The organism is Bacillus aquiflavi, assembly GCF_019915265.1.
GTDB classification, from domain to species: domain Bacteria; phylum Bacillota; class Bacilli; order Bacillales; family Cytobacillaceae; genus Bacillus_BT; species Bacillus_BT aquiflavi.
Genome location: NZ_CP082780.1, coordinates 3,533,824 through 3,551,661 on the forward strand (window position 1 = coordinate 3,533,824; position 17,838 = coordinate 3,551,661).

Here is a 17,838-nt window from a genome sequence, read left to right on the forward strand (position 1 = left end):
TAAAATGAAAAATGATATTGAGAAAATATTAATAACAGAAGAAGAAATTCAAAGCAAGATTCGCGAGCTTGCTTTACGATTGACAGAAGAATACAAAGACCGTTTTCCATTAGCCATTGGAGTGTTAAAAGGAGCTATGCCATTCATGGGTGATCTTTTAAAACGGGTGGATACATATTTAGAAATGGATTTTATGGACGTATCGAGCTACGGGAATTCAACTACTTCTTCTGGAGAGGTGAAAATTTTAAAGGATTTAGACACATCTGTTGAAGGACGAGATATTTTAATTATTGAAGATATTATTGACAGCGGGTTAACGTTGAGCTATTTAGTCGAGCTTTTCCGTTATCGAAAAGCTAAGTCAATAAAAATTGTAACGTTAATTGATAAGCCTTCTGGAAGAAAGGCTAATATTAAAGCTGATTATGTTGGTTTTAATGTTCCTGATAAGTTTGTTGTCGGGTATGGATTAGATTATGCAGAAAAATATCGCAACCTTCCATATATTGGGGTTTTAAAACGTGAGGTATATAGTCATAATGATTAAATGAACAAACAAAAAAATTACGAACTTTTGAATGTAATTTCTTGTCTTGACGCAATTTCCTATGATACTATTGAATATAGTTTGTTTACTGTGGGAGGAGGAAAGGGATGAATCGGATCTTCCGTAATACCATCTTTTATTTATTAATTTTTTTAGTGATTATTGGCGTTGTCAGTTTCTTTAATGGAACAAACGAGCCAACCGAACATAAATCATATGATGAATTTATCAACCATTTAGAAAGCGGAGAAGTAAAATCACTTTCTATGCAGCCCGAGCGACTCGTATATGAGATAAAAGGGCAGCTTAAAAGCTACAATAAGGATAAATATTTTCTAACATATATACCAAGCAGCGGAAATATGCTTGAACGGATTGATACAGCTGCTAAAGAAGCAGGGGTAGAAGTAAAAGTAATGCCTGCAAAAGAAACGAGCGGCTGGGTAACATTCTTCACCTCCATCATTCCATTCATCATTATTTTCATTTTATTCTTCTTCTTGTTAAACCAAGCCCAAGGCGGCGGAAGCAGAGTAATGAACTTTGGAAAAAGTAAAGCAAAGCTTTACAATGATGATAAGAAAAAGGTCCGTTTTAAAGATGTAGCAGGTGCTGATGAAGAAAAGCAAGAGCTTATTGAAGTGGTTGAATTTTTAAAAGATCCACGAAAGTTCTCAGAAGTTGGGGCACGTATTCCAAAAGGAGTTCTGTTAGTCGGACCCCCAGGAACGGGTAAGACTTTACTAGCTCGAGCTGTAGCAGGAGAGGCTTGTGTACCTTTCTTCTCAATTAGTGGATCAGACTTTGTAGAAATGTTCGTTGGTGTTGGTGCTTCAAGGGTTCGTGATTTGTTTGAAAATGCAAAGAAAAACGCACCTTGTATTATTTTTATTGATGAGATTGATGCTGTTGGCCGTCAGCGTGGTGCAGGGCTAGGCGGAGGTCATGATGAACGGGAGCAAACATTAAATCAGCTACTTGTTGAAATGGATGGTTTTGGAGCGAACGAAGGAATTATCATTATCGCTGCAACAAATAGACCTGATATTTTGGACCCAGCATTATTACGTCCAGGCCGTTTTGACCGTCAGATTACGGTAGACCGTCCAGATGTAAATGGGCGTGAAGCAGTATTGAAAGTACATGCACGGAACAAACCTCTTGATGAATCTGTGAATTTAAAAAATATTGCGATGCGAACACCAGGTTTTTCCGGTGCGGATCTTGAAAACTTGTTAAACGAGGCAGCTTTAGTAGCTGCAAGACGCAATAAAAAGAAAATTGATGCGACTGATATCGATGAAGCAACGGATCGAGTGATTGCAGGTCCTTCTAAGAAAAGCAGAGTCATTTCTGAGAAGGAAAGAAGAATCGTTGCTTTTCACGAAGCGGGACATACAATTATTGGGCTTGTGCTAGATGAGGCGGAAATGGTTCATAAAGTGACAATTGTGCCAAGGGGCCAAGCTGGTGGATACGCAGTAATGCTTCCAAAAGAAGATCGTTACTTAATGACGAAGCCAGAGCTACTCGATAAAATTACTGGTCTTCTTGGAGGTCGTGTTGCTGAAGAAGTTGTCTTTGGTGAAGTAAGTACTGGGGCACATAATGATTTTCAAAGGGCTACTGGTATTGCACGGCGAATGATCACTGAGTTTGGAATGAGTGAAAAGCTTGGACCGCTTCAGTTTGGACAGTCACAAGGCCAAGTATTTCTAGGCAGAGATATTAACAGTGAACAAAACTATTCAGATGCGATTGCATATGAAATTGATTTAGAAATACAAACGTTGATTAAAAACTGCTATGCAAAAGCGAGAGAAATTATAACCGAAAACCGTGATAAGTTAGACGTTATTGCCAAAACGTTATTAGATGTTGAAACTCTTGATGCAGAACAAATCAGACATTTATTCGACCATGGAACACTTCCGGAACGTAAGATTGATGATGTCAAAGTAAACATCAATAAGAAGGAAGAGACTGCTGAAAACGATAAACCAGCACAGTTAGACAAAAATGATATTGATAACTCAACAGTTCAGAAAAATGACGCTGTTGATGAAAAAGACTCACAACATGACGAAGATCAAAAGGATAAATAAATACTAAGGGTGCTCTTACAAGGGCACTCTTTAGTTTTTAGTAAGGTGACTGTTTGAAAATGCTTTTATTAATCGAAGCGAAAGTGGATAAAACTTGCGGTTTATGAGTTGGAAACGAAGTGTAAGTAACGGAGAACGTAAGCGTTTGTTCATATCTGAAAGGTGCTCTTAATAAGGGCACCTTTGTTGTCGTTATAATTGAAATTAACGATGTTTAAGCATTAAAAACTTTGTTTATAAAGTAATAATTTTGGTTGTTAAAGTTGCAAGATTCCCTATATATTATGATATGATGTTTGCAGAATATAAACGAATATATTGATAAGTGGTGAGAATGTTGATATTTGTTTTTGACGTAGGTAATACGAACATTGTCTTAGGAGTATATGAGGGAGATTATTTAAAGCACCATTGGAGAATTGAGACGAATCGACATAAATCTGAAGATGAATATGGCATGCAAGTAAAAGCATTGTTCGACCATGCTCAGTTAAAATTTTCGGATATTAATGGTATAATCATTTCTTCTGTAGTACCGCCTATTATGTCTGCTCTCGAAAGAATGTGCGAAAAATACTTTCATCTAAACCCTGTTATAGTTGGACCAGGGATAAAAACAGGATTGAATATAAAATATGAAAATCCTAGGGAAGTTGGAGCTGACCGTATTGTGAATGCGGTTGCGGCTATTCATGAATATGGAAGTCCATTAATTATTGTCGATTTCGGAACTGCTACTACATATTGCTATATTAATAAACACAAACAGTATATGGGAGGTGCAATTGCTCCAGGGATCACAATTTCAACAGAAGCTCTTTACTCAAGAGCAGCTAAACTTCCACGAATTGATATTGTTAGTCCAGATGGAATTATTGGGAAAAATACTGTTGCTGCTATGCAAGCGGGGATATTATACGGTTATGTTGGACAAGTTGAAGGAATAGTCCAACGAATGAAGGACTATGGAAAGCAAAATCCGACCGTTATTGCAACAGGCGGTTTAGGCGTTTAGCCGATCTAATTGCAAAGGAATCTAAAGCTATTGATATTGTAGATCCTTTTTTAACATTAAAAGGTCTTCAGCTTATTTATAAACGAAACGTGGAAACGATAAAAAAGTAAGCGAACAATCAATCTTCCAGAAGGGAGCTTTTATAATGAGTGATTATTTAGTGAAAGCCCTTGCCTTTAATGGGAAAGTACGTGCTTATGCCGCAAGAACTACTGATACTGTTGGAGAAGCGCAACGTCGTCACGGAACTTGGCCGACTGCATCAGCTGCACTAGGGCGCGCATTAACAGCTGGTGTTATGATGGGGGCGATGTTAAAAGGCGAAGATAAAATAACAATTAAGATAGAAGGCGGCGGACCACTTGGCTTAATCTTAATAGATAGTAACGCAAAGGGTGAGGTTCGCGGATATGTAACAAATCCGCAAACACATTTTGACTTAAATAAGCAAGGGAAGCTTGATGTTCGAAGAGCCGTTGGAACATCGGGGTCTTTGACGGTTGTAAAGGATATCGGTTTAAGAGAATACTTTACGGGACAAGTTGAACTTGTTTCAGGGGAACTCGGTGAGGATTTCACTTATTATTTTGTTGCTTCTGAGCAAGTTCCTTCTTCAGTTGGGGTCGGGGTATTAGTGAATCCAGATAACACCATTTTGGCTGCAGGGGGGTTTATTTTGCAATTACTTCCAGATGCGGACGAAGAAACAATTACTTTACTTGAAAGCCGTATACAAGCCATTCCCCCAGTGTCAAAATTGATCCAACAAGGTTTATTACCTGAACAACTATTAGAACAACTATTTGGAGAAGAAAATGTAAATATTCTCGAAAAAATGCCAGTAACATTTAAATGTAATTGTTCTAAAGAACGATTTTCTAATGCAATAATTAGTTTAGGAAAAGCAGAAATAAATGATATGATCGAAGAAGATGGTAAAGCAGATGCTCAATGTCATTTCTGTAATAAAACATACCATTTTACAATTGACGAACAAAAGAAGTTAGAGAAAATGTCAAAATAATTATTCGGGGGAGGATATGTTGACAAGGAAACAGTTGTGGATCATCATTGGCGCTCTCATTTTGGTGAACTGTATAACTATTGTTTTTTTTATTGCAAAGGATAAGTTTGGAAAGGCGGATGAAACTGTAGCAACAGTCGGCAAAGAAACGATTACAAGGCAAGAGTGGTTAAAAGAGATAGAAGTCCGTTATGGTCGAGAGGTATTAGAAGATTTAGTCAATCAAAAAGTGATTGAATTAGCGGTTGATAAATATGGGATTAAAATGTCTGATAAAAAACTTGAGCAAGAGTTAACAATGTTAAAGACAATTTATGGCCCTTACTATCAGAACCAATCAATAGATGAAGAAAGATGGAAAGAACAAATAAAGTATACTCTATTTCTTGAAGAACTCTTAACGAAAGATGTTAAAGTATCTGAAAAGGAATTAAAAAAATATTACCTGAAAAAAAAAAGACGGTTTAATATTCCTCCTCCTTCTTATCATATATCCCAAATTATTGTGAAAACAAAAAAAGAAGCAGAACAAGTGATAAAAGAATTAAAGGACGGATCAAATTTTTCGGTGTTAGCAATGGAACGATCTATTGATGAATTTTCCGCTAACCAAGGTGGGGATCTTGGATATGTAAGTAAGGATGATGAACGATTTTTCACAGCGTTTTTTTTTTTTAGAAATAGAAAAACTAAAGCCTGGTCAATGGAGCAAACCGTCAAAAATCGAACAAGGTTATGTAATCGTTTTATTACATGAGCGAATTAAGGGGAAAAAGTATTCATATAAAGAAGTTAAAGATCAAATTCGTCGACAAATTGCGCTTGAGCAAATGGACATGCCCATTTCAACAAAACCTTTTTGGAAAGAAATCGGTGTAGAATGGTTTTATGGTAAAAAGGAAAAGTGATTTCTGATTTCAGCATAGACATGGAATTTGTAAGAATTAAATATTTGACAAATGATTTACCTAATGTTAAAATTATAATAAACCAATAAATTTACTCGGAATAGGAAGTGTCATTCATGGTCAGCATAGCAAATTCTATAGCTGAGTTAGTCGGTAATACGCCGATTGTAAAGCTAAATCGGTTAGTTGATGATCAAAGTGCAGATGTGTTTTTAAAGCTTGAGTATATGAATCCTGGGAGCAGTGTGAAAGATAGAATTGCTCTTGCGATGATTGAAGATGCGGAAGCGAAGGGATTATTAAAGCAGGGAGATACTCTTATTGAACCTACGAGTGGAAACACTGGAATTGGTCTTGCAATGATTGCTGCTGCTAAAGGATACAAAACAATACTTGTAATGCCGGAAACAATGAGTATGGAAAGACGCAACTTATTAAGAGCATATGGTGCCGATCTCGTCTTAACCCCTGGATCAGAAGGAATGGGTGGAGCAATCCAAAAAGCAGAAGAATTATCAACAGAAAAAGGTTACTTTATGCCGCAACAATTTGAAAATGAGGCAAACCCGGAGATACACCGGAAGACAACTGGTAGAGAGATCGTTCAACAAATGGGAGACCAGTTGGACGGATTTATATCTGGAGTTGGAACTGGCGGAACGATAACAGGTACAGGGGAAGTCCTTCGTGAAAAATACCCAAATATTAAAATTTATGCTGTTGAACCAGCTGATTCACCTGTTTTAGCAGGGGGACATAAAGGTCCGCATAAAATTCAAGGAATCGGTGCTGGTTTTGTACCTAAAATTCTTAATACAAAAATATATGATGATATAATAGCTGTAAATACAGATGAAGCCTTTGAATATGCGCGGCGAGCAGCCCGTGAAGAAGGTATTCTTGGCGGAATATCCTCTGGTGCTGCTATATATGCAGCATTAGAAGTTGCTAAAAAACTAGGAAAAGAGAAAAAAGTATTAGCGATTATTCCTAGTAACGGGGAACGTTATTTAAGTACACCTCTTTATCAGTTTGAAGCAGAATAAAATAAACAAAATGTCGTTTACAGGAATTGATGAAGCCATCAGTTCCTGTTTTTTGTGGTGCGCCCGGCATGCGCATGAACTATAGGGTGCAAGTCCCGAACCCCGAAGACAGAAGTAGAGGTTAGCCAAGAGCAAGGGTGTCCGTGGTGACATGGAATCTGAAGGAAGCTGGAGGCAAAACACCGATCCGAGGAACACGAATCTCATACAAGGCTAGATATGATTGAGTGAGTTTGCCAAACAAAATAAAGCTCTTTCTGTCGAAGGTCATATCAAGTAAATGAGGCGGATAGATGGTGTGAAAGTGGATGCGCTTACCCGGGGAGGTCTGACAAGGGTTATTGAATTAACAATGGTATTAGTGATAATCCAATGAATTGTGAGGAGTCAGCAGACGCCATAGTAGTTTCTAAGGAAATGAAGGGCTGAACAATCTTACCGAATTCCTTGAAAAGGACTTAGGACTCACGATAAACCAGAAGAAAAGTAAAGTGTGTGGGGCGACATCGGCCAGATTCCCAGGATTTAACATACAAAATTTAATGGGAAAGTGAATTGCCGACCTAGTAGGTCGGCGAAACGAAAATTTAAAGATAAGCTAAGGAAACTAACGAGTCGAAAACGACCAGGAACATTCCACGAAATAATTACAAAGATAAATCAAACGACAACAGGATGGATTAACTATTATGGTATCTCAAATATGAAATCATTCATAAAAGATATTCAACAGTGGTTACATCATCGATTAAGACAATTGATATGGAAGCGTTGGAAGCTAGTACGTACAAAGTACAAAATGCTTCGTAAATATGGAATTAATCATGAGGATGCGATGAAATTAGCCAATACCCGTAAAGGATATTGGTGAGTATCACTTAATGACATCATCCATCGTGCCATACCAAATGAAAAGCTCAGAAAATGGGGATTAAAAGATTTGTCCACACTCTATGAGCTTCGATACTTAAAAGGTTGAACCGCCGTATACGGAACCGTACGTACGGTTGTGTGAGAGGTCGACTAATCAATTAATGATTAGTCTCCTACTCGATTAGTTTCCAAAAGAGTAAATATTGTTTTATTCTTGAATGTATACTTTTAATACTGTAAAACAGTAATATAAGATTAACCTAGGGGGTTCCATAATGGATAACAACGTGATGAAGTGTGGATCATACACACTCGACTATCAAAAGAAAACAATTCTAATGGGCATATTGAATATAACACCAGACTCTTTTTTCAGATGGTGGAAAATTCAATCATATAGAAAAAGCGGTAAAACGAGCAATTGAAATGGTAGAAGCGGGTGCTGATATTATTGATATTGGAGGCGAATCGACTCGGCCTGGGTCAGAAAAAGTAACGGCGGAGGAAGAACTTTCAAGAGTAATTCCAGTTATAGAAGCTATCGCTGACAAGGTAAATGTCCCTATCTCCATTGATACATATAAAGGAAAAGTAGCTAAAAGAGCAATCGAAGCAGGTGCTCATATAATTAATGACTTTTGGGGGGCAAAGGCTGATTCAAATATGGCTGAAGTTGCAGCAGAAAGCAACGCTCCTATTATTTTAATGCATAACCGTCACAATCGTCATTACAAACACTTTATTCGAGATGTGTTTAATGATTTGTTTGAAAGTATTTCATTAGTGAAACAAGCAGGTGTAAAGGATGACAACATAATATTAGATCCTGGTATTGGTTTTGCCAAAAACACTCAAGAGAATCTTGAAATGATGCGAAACCTAGATAAATTGGTTGCCATCGGGTACCCGGTTTTATTAGGAACATCTCGAAAGTCAATGATTGGCAATATTCTTGATTTACCAGTTACAGAACGAATAGAAGGAACAGCGGCTACTGTTTGTTATGGTATTCAAAAGGGTTGTCAAATCGTTCGTGTTCATGATGTGAAAGAAATGGGGCGTCTTGTGAAAATGATGGATGCTCTTATTGGAAAGGATAAATCTAATGGAAAAAATATATTTAAATAAAATGGAGTTTTATGGTTACCATGGTGTGTTTCCTCAAGAAACACATCTTGGTCAACGCTTTTTTGTCGATTTAACAATTGAAATGAATTTGAAATCTGCCGGTCAAAGTGACAGGTTAGAGGATTCGATTAATTACGCTGAGCTTTATCAACTTTGTAAAGAAATTGTAGAGGGAAAACCTTTTAAGCTTGTTGAAGCTATCGCAGAAAAAATCGCATCTTCATTGTAAAAACAATATAAAAAAATTGAAAGTTGTACAGTAAAAGTAATTAAGCCAGATGCGCCAATACCAGGTCACTTTGAATCTATAGCGATAGAAATAACAAGGAGAAGAACTCAGTAATGAAGCATACAGCATATATTGGGCTTGGTTCAAATATTGAAAACCGAATGGAATATTTAGAGATAGCTGTTAAAACACTTCACCAACATAGTGAAATAAATGTGGTAAATACTTCTTCGATCTATGAAACTGATCCAATTGGTTATGAAGAGCAAGCACTGTTTTTAAATATGGTAGTACAAGTGACTACAAACTTAAACCCTTTTGATTTGTTAAAGGTGTGTTTAAATATTGAAAATAAATTAGGGAGAAAAAGGGATATAAGATGGGGACCACGGACAATAGACCTTGACATTCTCCTCTATAATCATGAAAATATTAAAACAGAGGAACTAATAATTCCTCATCCGCGAATGGACAATCGTGCTTTTGTTATTGTACCATTATTAGAAATTAAACAAAGTAGCAAACTTCCGATCGCTGAAGATCCATTTATTATAAAAGAAGAAAACAAACTTAATAAAGAAGGTGTTCGAATATGGAAGCAGAAAAATGGGGAAGACGTATTCGCGCTTTTCGAAAATTAAAAGGCTATACTCAAGAAAGCTTCGCAAAACAATTGTGCATTTCAGTGTCTATATTAGGTGAGATTGAAAGAGGGAATCGCGTACCTTCTAATGAATTTCTTCACCAAGTGGCTCATCTTTTAAATATAACTGTGGAGGAATTAGCTCCCCCTGAGTTAGAAAACTAAATTTTTAACATTGTAAAGGATGTTGCATTATGCTAAAGATCGGAAATATTAACATAAAAAACCCTGTTGTTTTAGCACCGATGGCTGGTGTTTGCAATTCTGCCTTTCGTCTTACAGTCAAAGAGTTTGGAGCAGGGCTTGTTTGTGCAGAAATGGTTAGTGATAAAGGTATTGTATTTAAAAATGAAAAAACGATGAATATGCTCTATATTGATGAACGAGAAAAGCCATTAAGTCTTCAAATATTTGGCGGTGAAAAAGAAACTCTAGTAGAAGCAGCTAAATTTGTTGAGCAAAATACAAATGCTGATATTATAGATATAAATATGGGGTGTCCCGTTCCGAAAATAACAAAATGCGATGCAGGCGCAAAGTGGTTACTTGATCCAAACAAAATTTACGAAATGGTATCTGCTGTAGTAGATGCTGTAAAAAAACCTGTTACAGTAAAAATGCGTATGGGCTGGGATGAAGATCATATTTTTGCAGTAGAAAATGCAAAGGCTGTTGAGCGGGCTGGAGGTCAAGCAGTGTCTCTACATGGGCGTACTCGTGTGCAAATGTACGAAGGAAAGGCAAATTGGAATATTATTCGTGAAGTTAAGCAAGCAGTTAATATTCCTATTATCGGAAACGGTGACGTTCAAACCCCGCAGGATGCAAAGAGAATGCTTGATGAAACGGGTTGTGATGGTGTAATGATTGGTCGTGCTGCCTTAGGTAATCCGTGGATGATATATCGCACAGTTCAATACCTTCAAACAGGTGTGTTAATGGATGAACCTTCTGTTCGCGAAAAAATCGATGTCTGTATTTTGCATCTGGACCGTTTAATTGCTTTAAAAAACGAACATATTGCTGTAAAAGAAATGCGTAAACATACTGCGTGGTATTTAAAAGGCATTCGTGGTAATGCGAAGGTGCGCAATGCAATAAACGAATGTCATACACGTGATGAACTTGTGTCTTTATTAAACAATCTTGTAACCGAAGTTGAAGAAAAGCAAAAAAATGTACGAGCAGGATAAAGATTTTTAATAAGGAGCTGTCAGTCAATAGCTGACAGTTTTTATTTATAATTATGTAATGTTTGATTGCCTAAGATTGTGTAAAATAATAAAGTATATATAAGATCGATAAAACCTTTTTGAGCGAAATGATTAGATAAAATATTGGAGTTGATTAAGTAATGGGATTAGAAGAGCTGAATGACCAATTAAAAGTAAGACGGGAGAAATTAAGTGCATTACGAGAAAAGGGGATAGACCCGTTTGGAAAGCGGTTTGAACGATCCCATACGGCTAAACAACTATTAGAACAGTATGGGGAATTAGAAAAAGAGGATATTGCAGCTAAAGGTGTTTCTGTTACAATAGCTGGCCGGATTATGACAAAACGAGGAAAAGGAAAAGCAGGTTTTGCCCATATTCAAGATTTAACTGGACAAATCCAAATTTATGTTCGAAAAGATACTGTAGGTGACTCTCAATATGAAGTTTTTAATACAGCAGATATCGGAGACATTGTAGGGGTTGCTGGAACACTTTTTAAAACAAAAGTAGGAGAACTTTCTGTTAAAGTAGGAGACTTCGATCTATTGACAAAATCGTTACGTCCACTCCCTGAAAAATTCCATGGATTAAAAGATGTTGAACAACGTTATCGTCAAAGATACTTGGATTTAACAATGAATCCAGAAAGCAGAGAAACATTCATTACACGCAGTAAGATTATTCAATCTATGCGACGCTACCTTGATAATCACGGTTATTTAGAGGTAGAAACGCCGATGATGCATACAATTGCTGGTGGAGCTTCAGCACGCCCATTTATTACTCACCATAACGCTCTGGATATGCAGTTGTATATGAGAATTGCCATTGAACTTCATTTAAAACGTTTAATTGTTGGTGGATTAGAGAAGGTTTATGAAATTGGTCGAGTATTTAGAAACAAAGGGATATCTACACGCCATAATCCTGAATTTACGATGATCGAGCTATATGAAGCTTATGCAGACTATCGAGATATTATGAGCCTAACAGAAAATTTAATCGCCCACATAGCAAAAGAAGTTCTTGGAACAACAACTATTCAATATGGCGAATATGAAGTTAATCTTGAACCTGAGTGGACTAGACTTCATATGGTAGACGCTATAAAAAAAGAAACTGGAGTCGACTTTTGGAAAGAAACAAGTACCGAAGAGGCCCGTAAATTAGCCGAGGAACATCATGTTGAAATTAACGAAAATATGACTTACGGCCATATCGTCAATGAATTCTTTGAACAAAAGGTGGAAGAAAAGTTAATTCAGCCTACATTTATATACGGGCATCCTGTAGAAATATCACCATTAGCAAAGAAAAATGTGGAGGACCCACGTTTTACAGATCGTTTCGAATTATTTATTGTAGGTCGGGAGCATGCAAATGCATTTACTGAGTTAAATGATCCAATTGATCAACATGAAAGATTTAAAGCTCAGTTACAAGAGCGAGAACAAGGAAATGATGAAGCTCATATGATGGATGATGATTTTATAGAGGCGCTAGAATACGGAATGCCGCCAACAGGTGGATTAGGAATTGGAGTTGACCGTTTAGTGATGCTATTAACAAACTCACCTTCTATTAGAGATGTTTTATTATTTCCATTAATGCGACACCGTTAACACAAATGAAAGGCAAAGCATTTTTTAGAAAAATGCTTTGCTCTTTTGATAATGTAAACAATTTTGGAAAAAAAACTATTGTAATCTTAATTTAAAGGTGGTATATTAATTCCTATCGCCAAAAAAATCAAAAGTTAATTTTTAAAAAAGACATTGACTTTAAAAAAAAAACTTGGTAGACTGTAAAAGTCGCTTATGAGCGACTAACGCAAATTGCTCTTTGAAAACTAAACAAACAAACGTCAACAACAATTTAAACAATTTAAAGTGGAGGCAACTAACCATTTGTTAGAAGCTGACACTTGCCAACGTTAATTTTTTTATTATGAGCGAATCAACGCTCCAAGTTTATTGGAGAGTTTGATCCTGGCTCAGGACGAACGCTGGCGGCGTGCCTAATACATGCAAGTCGAGCGAACTGATCAAAAGCTTGCTTTTGAACGGTTAGCGGCGGACGGGTGAGTAACACGTGGGCAACCTGCCTGTAAGACAGGGATAACTTCGGGAAACCGGGGCTAATACCTGATACTCCTTCTCTTCGCATGGAGAGGAGTTAAAAGATGGCTTCGGCTATCACTTACAGATGGGCCCGCGGCGCATTAGCTAGTTGGTGAGGTAAAGGCTCACCAAGGCGACGATGCGTAGCCGACCTGAGAGGGTGATCGGCCACACTGGGACTGAGACACGGCCCAGACTCCTACGGGAGGCAGCAGTAGGGAATCTTCCGCAATGGACGCAAGTCTGACGGAGCAACGCCGCGTGAGCGAAGAAGGTCTTCGGATCGTAAAGCTCTGTTATTAGGGAAGAACAAGTACCGTTTGAATAAGGCGGTACCTTGACGGTACCTAACGAGAAAGCCACGGCTAACTACGTGCCAGCAGCCGCGGTAATACGTAGGTGGCAAGCGTTGTCCGGAATTATTGGGCGTAAAGCGCGCGCAGGCGGTCCTTTAAGTCTGATGTGAAAGCCCACGGCTCAACCGTGGAGGGTCATTGGAAACTGGGGGACTTGAGTACAGAAGAGGAGAGTGGAATTCCACGTGTAGCGGTGAAATGCGTAGAGATGTGGAGGAACACCAGTGGCGAAGGCGGCTCTCTGGTCTGTAACTGACGCTGAGGCGCGAAAGCGTGGGTAGCGAACAGGATTAGATACCCTGGTAGTCCACGCCGTAAACGATGAGTGCTAAGTGTTAGAGGGTTTCCGCCCTTTAGTGCTGCAGCAAACGCATTAAGCACTCCGCCTGGGGAGTACGGCCGCAAGGCTGAAACTCAAGGAATTGACGGGGGCCCGCACAAGCGGTGGAGCATGTGGTTTAATTCGAAGCAACGCGAAGAACCTTACCAGGTCTTGACATCCTCTGCCACTCCTAGAGATAGGACTTTCCCCTTCGGGGGACAGAGTGACAGGTGGTGCATGGTTGTCGTCAGCTCGTGTCGTGAGATGTTGGGTTAAGTCCCGCAACGAGCGCAACCCTTGATCTTAGTTGCCAGCCTTTAGTTGGGCACTCTAAGGTGACTGCCGGTGACAAACCGGAGGAAGGTGGGGATGACGTCAAATCATCATGCCCCTTATGACCTGGGCTACACACGTGCTACAATGGATGGTACAAAGGGCAGCGAAACCGCGAGGTCGAGCCAATCCCATAAAACCATTCTCAGTTCGGATTGCAGGCTGCAACTCGCCTGCATGAAGCCGGAATCGCTAGTAATCGCGGATCAGCATGCCGCGGTGAATACGTTCCCGGGCCTTGTACACACCGCCCGTCACACCACGAGAGTTTGTAACACCCGAAGTCGGTGAGGTAACCTTTTGGAGCCAGCCGCCGAAGGTGGGACAGATGATTGGGGTGAAGTCGTAACAAGGTAGCCGTATCGGAAGGTGCGGCTGGATCACCTCCTTTCTAAGGAATCATTAAAGGTTGATCGTTTGTTTGTTTAGTTTTGAGAGAGCAATCTCTCAAATATTGTTCTTTGAAAACTAGATAATAAATGAAGAAGGCAAAAGAAAGAAACCGAGTATCACCAAAGATATCTCTTAAAAAAAAAGGAAAAGAGAAGCAAGTAGTTCTAGGAAGCAAATGAACGACAACCGGAGCGTACTAAAAGTACGTGAGGATTGGAGTGAGCGTAGCTGGCAACGAAATACGTAGCTTATCTTTTACCGAAAAAAGACAATTTAGAAGCGAGTTATTCAAGGAAACAAGTGATCGAACACCGGAGCGTACAAAACGTACGTGAGGATGTGAGAGAGCGCAGTTGACGCGGAAAAACGAAGCTTATCAATTGTCGTAAGGTTAAGTTAGAAAGGGCGCACGGTGAATGCCTTGGCACTAGGAGCCGATGAAGGACGGTACTAACACCGATATGCTTCGGGGAGCTGTAAGTAAGCTTTGATCCGGAGATTTCCGAATGGGGAAACCCCCTATCCGTCATGGGATAGGATCATAACCTGAATCCATAGGGTTATGAAGGCAGACCCGGGGAACTGAAACATCTTAGTACCCGGAGGAAGAGAAAGCAAAAGCGATTCCCTAAGTAGCGGCGAGCGAAAAGGGAACAGCCCAAACCAGAGGCTTGCCTCTTGGGGTTGTAGGACACTCAACATGGAGTTACAAAGGAACGAGGTAGATGAAGCGGTCTGGAAAGGCTCGTCAGAGAAGGTAACAACCCTGTAGTTGAAACTTCGTTCCCTCCTGAGTGGATCCTGAGTACGGCGGGACACGTGAAATCCCGTCGGAATCTGGGAGGACCATCTCCCAAGGCTAAATACTCCCCCTAGTGACCGATAGTGAACCAGTACCGTGAGGGAAAGGTGAAAAGCACCCCGGGAGGGGAGTGAAAGAGAACCTGAAACCGTGTGCTTACAAGTAGTCAGAGCCCATTCATGGGTGATGGCGTGCCTTTTGTAGAATGAACCGGCGAGTTACGATTTCATGCAAGGTTAAGTTTAAAGACGGAGCCGCAGCGAAAGCGAGTCTGAATAGGGCGAAAGAGTATGAGGTCGTAGACCCGAAACCAGGTGATCTACCCATGTCCAGGGTGAAGTCCAGGTAACACTGGATGGAGGCCCGAACCCACGTACGTTGAAAAGTGCGGGGATGAGGTGTGGGTAGGGGTGAAATGCCAATCGAACTTGGAGATAGCTGGTTCTCTCCGAAATAGCTTTAGGGCTAGCCTCAAGTGTAAGAGTCTTGGAGGTAGAGCACTGTTTGGACTAGGGGCCCTCATCGGGTTACCGAATTCAGACAAACTCCGAATGCCAAAGACTTATCCTTGGGAGTCAGACTGCGAGTGATAAGATCCGTAGTCGAGAGGGAAACAGCCCAGACCACCAGCTAAGGTCCCAAAGTATACGTTAAGTGGAAAAGGATGTGGAGTTGCTTAGACAACCAGGATGTTGGCTTAGAAGCAGCCACCATTCAAAGAGTGCGTAATAGCTCACTGGTCGAGTGACTCTGCGCCGAAAATGTACCGGGGCTAAACGTATCACCGAAGCTGTGGATTGACACCGTAGGTGTCAGTGGTAGGAGAGCGTTCTAAGTGCGTTGAAGCTAGATCGTGAGGACTGGTGGAGCGCTTAGAAGTGAGAATGCCGGTATGAGTAGCGAAAGAAGGGTGAGAATCCCTTCCACCGAATGCCTAAGGTTTCCTGAGGAAGGCTCGTCCGCTCAGGGTTAGTCGGGACCTAAGCCGAGGCCGAAAGGCGTAGGCGATGGACAACAGGTTGATATTCCTGTACCACCTTATCGCCGTTTGAGCAATGGGGGGACGCAGGAGGATAGGGTAAGCGTACAATTGGATGTACGTCTAAGCAGTTAGGCTGGTAATGAGGCAAATCCCATTACCGTAAGGCTGAGCTGTGACAGCGAGGAAAATTATTTTCCGGAGTTCCTGATTCCACACTGCCAAGAAAATCCTCTAGCGAGGAATAAGGTGCCCGTACCGCAAACCGACACAGGTAGGCGAGGAGAGAATCCTAAGGTGATCGAGAGAACTCTCGTTAAGGAACTCGGCAAAATGACCCCGTAACTTCGGGAGAAGGGGTGCTCTGATAGGGTGCAAGCCCGAGAGAGCCGCAGTGAATAGGCCCAGGCGACTGTTTAGCAAAAACACAGGTCTCTGCGAAGCCGCAAGGCGAAGTATAGGGGCTGACGCCTGCCCGGTGCTGGAAGGTTAAGGGGAGCGCTTAAGCAATCGCTGAAGGTGTGAACCGAAGCCCCAGTAAACGGCGGCCGTAACTATAACGGTCCTAAGGTAGCGAAATTCCTTGTCGGGTAAGTTCCGACCCGCACGAAAGGCGCAACGATCTGGGCACTGTCTCAACGAGAGACTCGGTGAAATTATAGTACCTGTGAAGATGCAGGTTACCCGCGACAGGACGGAAAGACCCCGTGGAGCTTTACTGTAGCCTGATATTGAATTTTGGTGCAGCTTGTACAGAATAGGTAGGAGCCGTGGAAACGTGAGCGCTAGCTTACGTGGAGGCGTCGGTGGGATACTACCCTTGTTGTACTGAAATTCTAACCTGCGCCCCTTATCGGGGTGGGAGACAGTGTCAGGCAGGCAGTTTGACTGGGGCGGTCGCCTCCTAAAAGGTAACGGAGGCGCCCAAAGGTTCCCTCAGAATGGTTGGAAATCATTCGCAGAGTGTAAAGGCACAAGGGAGCTTGACTGCGAGACTTACAAGTCGAGCAGGGACGAAAGTCGGGCTTAGTGATCCGGTGGTTCCGCATGGAAGGGCCATCGCTCAACGGATAAAAGCTACCCCGGGGGGGATAACAGGCTTATCTCCCCCAAGAGTCCACATCGACGGGGAGGTTTGGCACCTCGATGTCGGCTCATCGCATCCTGGGGCTGTAGTCGGTCCCAAGGGTTGGGCTGTTCGCCCATTAAAGCGGTACGCGAGCTGGGTTCAGAACGTCGTGAGACAGTTCGGTCCCTATCCGTCGTGGGCGTAGGAAATTTGAGAGGAGCTGTCCTTAGTACGAGAGGACCGGGATGGACGCACCGCTGGTGTACCAGTTGTCTTGCCAAAGGCATAGCTGGGTAGCTACGTGCGGAAGGGATAAGTGCTGAAAGCATCTAAGCATGAAGCCCCCCTCAAGATGAGATTTCCCATTTGAGCTCCCTGAAAGATGATCAGGTTGATAGGTCTGAGGTGGAAGCGTGGCGACACGTGAAGCTGACAGATACTAATCGAGCGAGCACTTAACCAAATAAACATGATACTTTCTTTCTTACTTCTTCACATTATCTAGTTTTGAGAGAACAAATTGTCTGGTGACGATGGCGAGAAGGTCACACCCGTTCCCATTCCGAACACGGAAGTTAAGCTTCTCAGCGCCAATGGTAGTAGAGGGCATCCCTCTGCGAGAGTAGGACGTTGCCGGGCTAAGTACGGAGGATTAGCTCAGCTGGGAGAGCACTTGCCTTACAAGCAAGGGGTCGGCGGTTCGATCCCGTCATCCTCCATTAGCTA

Annotated in this window: 11 protein-coding genes, 1 tRNA gene, 3 rRNA genes and 3 pseudogenes; all 18 read left to right on the forward strand. The window is 41.1% G+C overall.

Annotated features, from left to right (window positions below; genetic code table 11):
* The first annotated feature begins 4 nt into the window (after positions 1–4).
* A complete protein-coding gene (gene hpt / locus K6959_RS17120) occupies positions 5–550 on the forward strand; it encodes a hypoxanthine phosphoribosyltransferase (RefSeq protein WP_163243176.1) in 546 nt (181 codons plus the stop codon).
* A gap of 107 nt (positions 551–657) precedes the next feature.
* Positions 658–2,655, forward strand: a complete 1,998-nt coding sequence (ftsH, locus tag K6959_RS17125) for an ATP-dependent zinc metalloprotease FtsH (protein ID WP_223087140.1) — start codon at positions 658–660, stop codon at positions 2,653–2,655.
* A gap of 337 nt (positions 2,656–2,992) precedes the next feature.
* Positions 2,993–3,780, forward strand: a pseudogene (locus tag K6959_RS17130) (type III pantothenate kinase).
* A 35-nt stretch (positions 3,781–3,815) separates the two neighbouring features.
* A complete protein-coding gene (gene hslO, locus K6959_RS17135) occupies positions 3,816–4,694 on the forward strand; it encodes an Hsp33 family molecular chaperone HslO (protein WP_223087141.1) in 879 nt (292 codons plus the stop codon).
* Positions 4,695–4,713: 19 nt separating this feature from the next.
* Positions 4,714–5,451, forward strand: coding sequence for a SurA N-terminal domain-containing protein (locus tag K6959_RS17140; protein ID WP_316252506.1), 738 nt, complete (start codon positions 4,714–4,716; stop codon positions 5,449–5,451).
* Positions 5,339–5,602: a peptidylprolyl isomerase gene (locus tag K6959_RS19950; protein ID WP_394373011.1), complete on the forward strand. Its 264-nt coding sequence runs from the start codon at positions 5,339–5,341 to the stop codon at positions 5,600–5,602. Before K6959_RS17140 ends, K6959_RS19950 begins: the two co-directional genes overlap by 113 nt.
* Positions 5,603–5,718: 116 nt before the next feature.
* Positions 5,719–6,648 carry a cysteine synthase A gene (gene cysK, locus K6959_RS17145; protein ID WP_223087143.1) on the forward strand — a complete coding sequence of 310 codons (930 nt, stop codon included), beginning with the start codon at positions 5,719–5,721 and terminating at the stop codon, positions 6,646–6,648.
* 550 nt (positions 6,649–7,198) lie between these two features.
* Positions 7,199–7,519 (forward strand): group II intron maturase-specific domain-containing protein, encoded by a 321-nt coding sequence (locus K6959_RS17150; protein WP_223087144.1) that lies wholly within the window; start codon positions 7,199–7,201, stop codon positions 7,517–7,519.
* Positions 7,520–7,811: 292 nt separating this feature from the next.
* Positions 7,812–8,649: pseudogene (folP, locus tag K6959_RS17155) on the forward strand (dihydropteroate synthase).
* A pseudogene (folB, locus tag K6959_RS17160) lies at positions 8,627–8,992 on the forward strand (dihydroneopterin aldolase). The pseudogenes folP and folB overlap by 23 nt, the downstream one beginning before the upstream one ends.
* Complete coding sequence (gene folK / locus K6959_RS17165; RefSeq protein WP_163243532.1) at positions 8,992–9,519, forward strand: 2-amino-4-hydroxy-6-hydroxymethyldihydropteridine diphosphokinase; 528 nt, start codon at positions 8,992–8,994, stop codon at positions 9,517–9,519. Before folB ends, folK begins: the two are co-directional and overlap by 1 nt.
* A complete protein-coding gene (locus K6959_RS17170) occupies positions 9,471–9,686 on the forward strand; it encodes a helix-turn-helix domain-containing protein (RefSeq protein ID WP_163243531.1) in 216 nt (71 codons plus the stop codon). Before folK ends, K6959_RS17170 begins: the two co-directional genes overlap by 49 nt.
* A gap of 29 nt (positions 9,687–9,715) precedes the next feature.
* Entirely contained in the window at positions 9,716–10,714 is a 999-nt protein-coding gene (gene dusB / locus K6959_RS17175) for a tRNA dihydrouridine synthase DusB (RefSeq protein WP_163243530.1), read from the forward strand.
* 161 nt (positions 10,715–10,875) lie between these two features.
* Positions 10,876–12,360 carry a lysine--tRNA ligase gene (lysS, locus tag K6959_RS17180; RefSeq protein ID WP_223087146.1) on the forward strand — a complete coding sequence of 495 codons (1,485 nt, stop codon included), beginning with the start codon at positions 10,876–10,878 and terminating at the stop codon, positions 12,358–12,360.
* Positions 12,361–12,708: 348 nt separating this feature from the next.
* Positions 12,709–14,260: ribosomal RNA gene (locus K6959_RS17185) — 16S ribosomal RNA — on the forward strand.
* A gap of 391 nt (positions 14,261–14,651) precedes the next feature.
* Positions 14,652–17,575, forward strand: a 23S ribosomal RNA gene (locus K6959_RS17190).
* A gap of 60 nt (positions 17,576–17,635) precedes the next feature.
* A 5S ribosomal RNA gene (gene rrf, locus K6959_RS17195) occupies positions 17,636–17,751 on the forward strand.
* The 16S, 23S and 5S rRNA genes sit together here with 1 tRNA gene alongside, the layout of an rRNA operon.
* A gap of 7 nt (positions 17,752–17,758) precedes the next feature.
* A tRNA-Val gene (locus K6959_RS17200) sits at positions 17,759–17,831 on the forward strand.
* Positions 17,832–17,838: the final 7 nt, after the last annotated feature.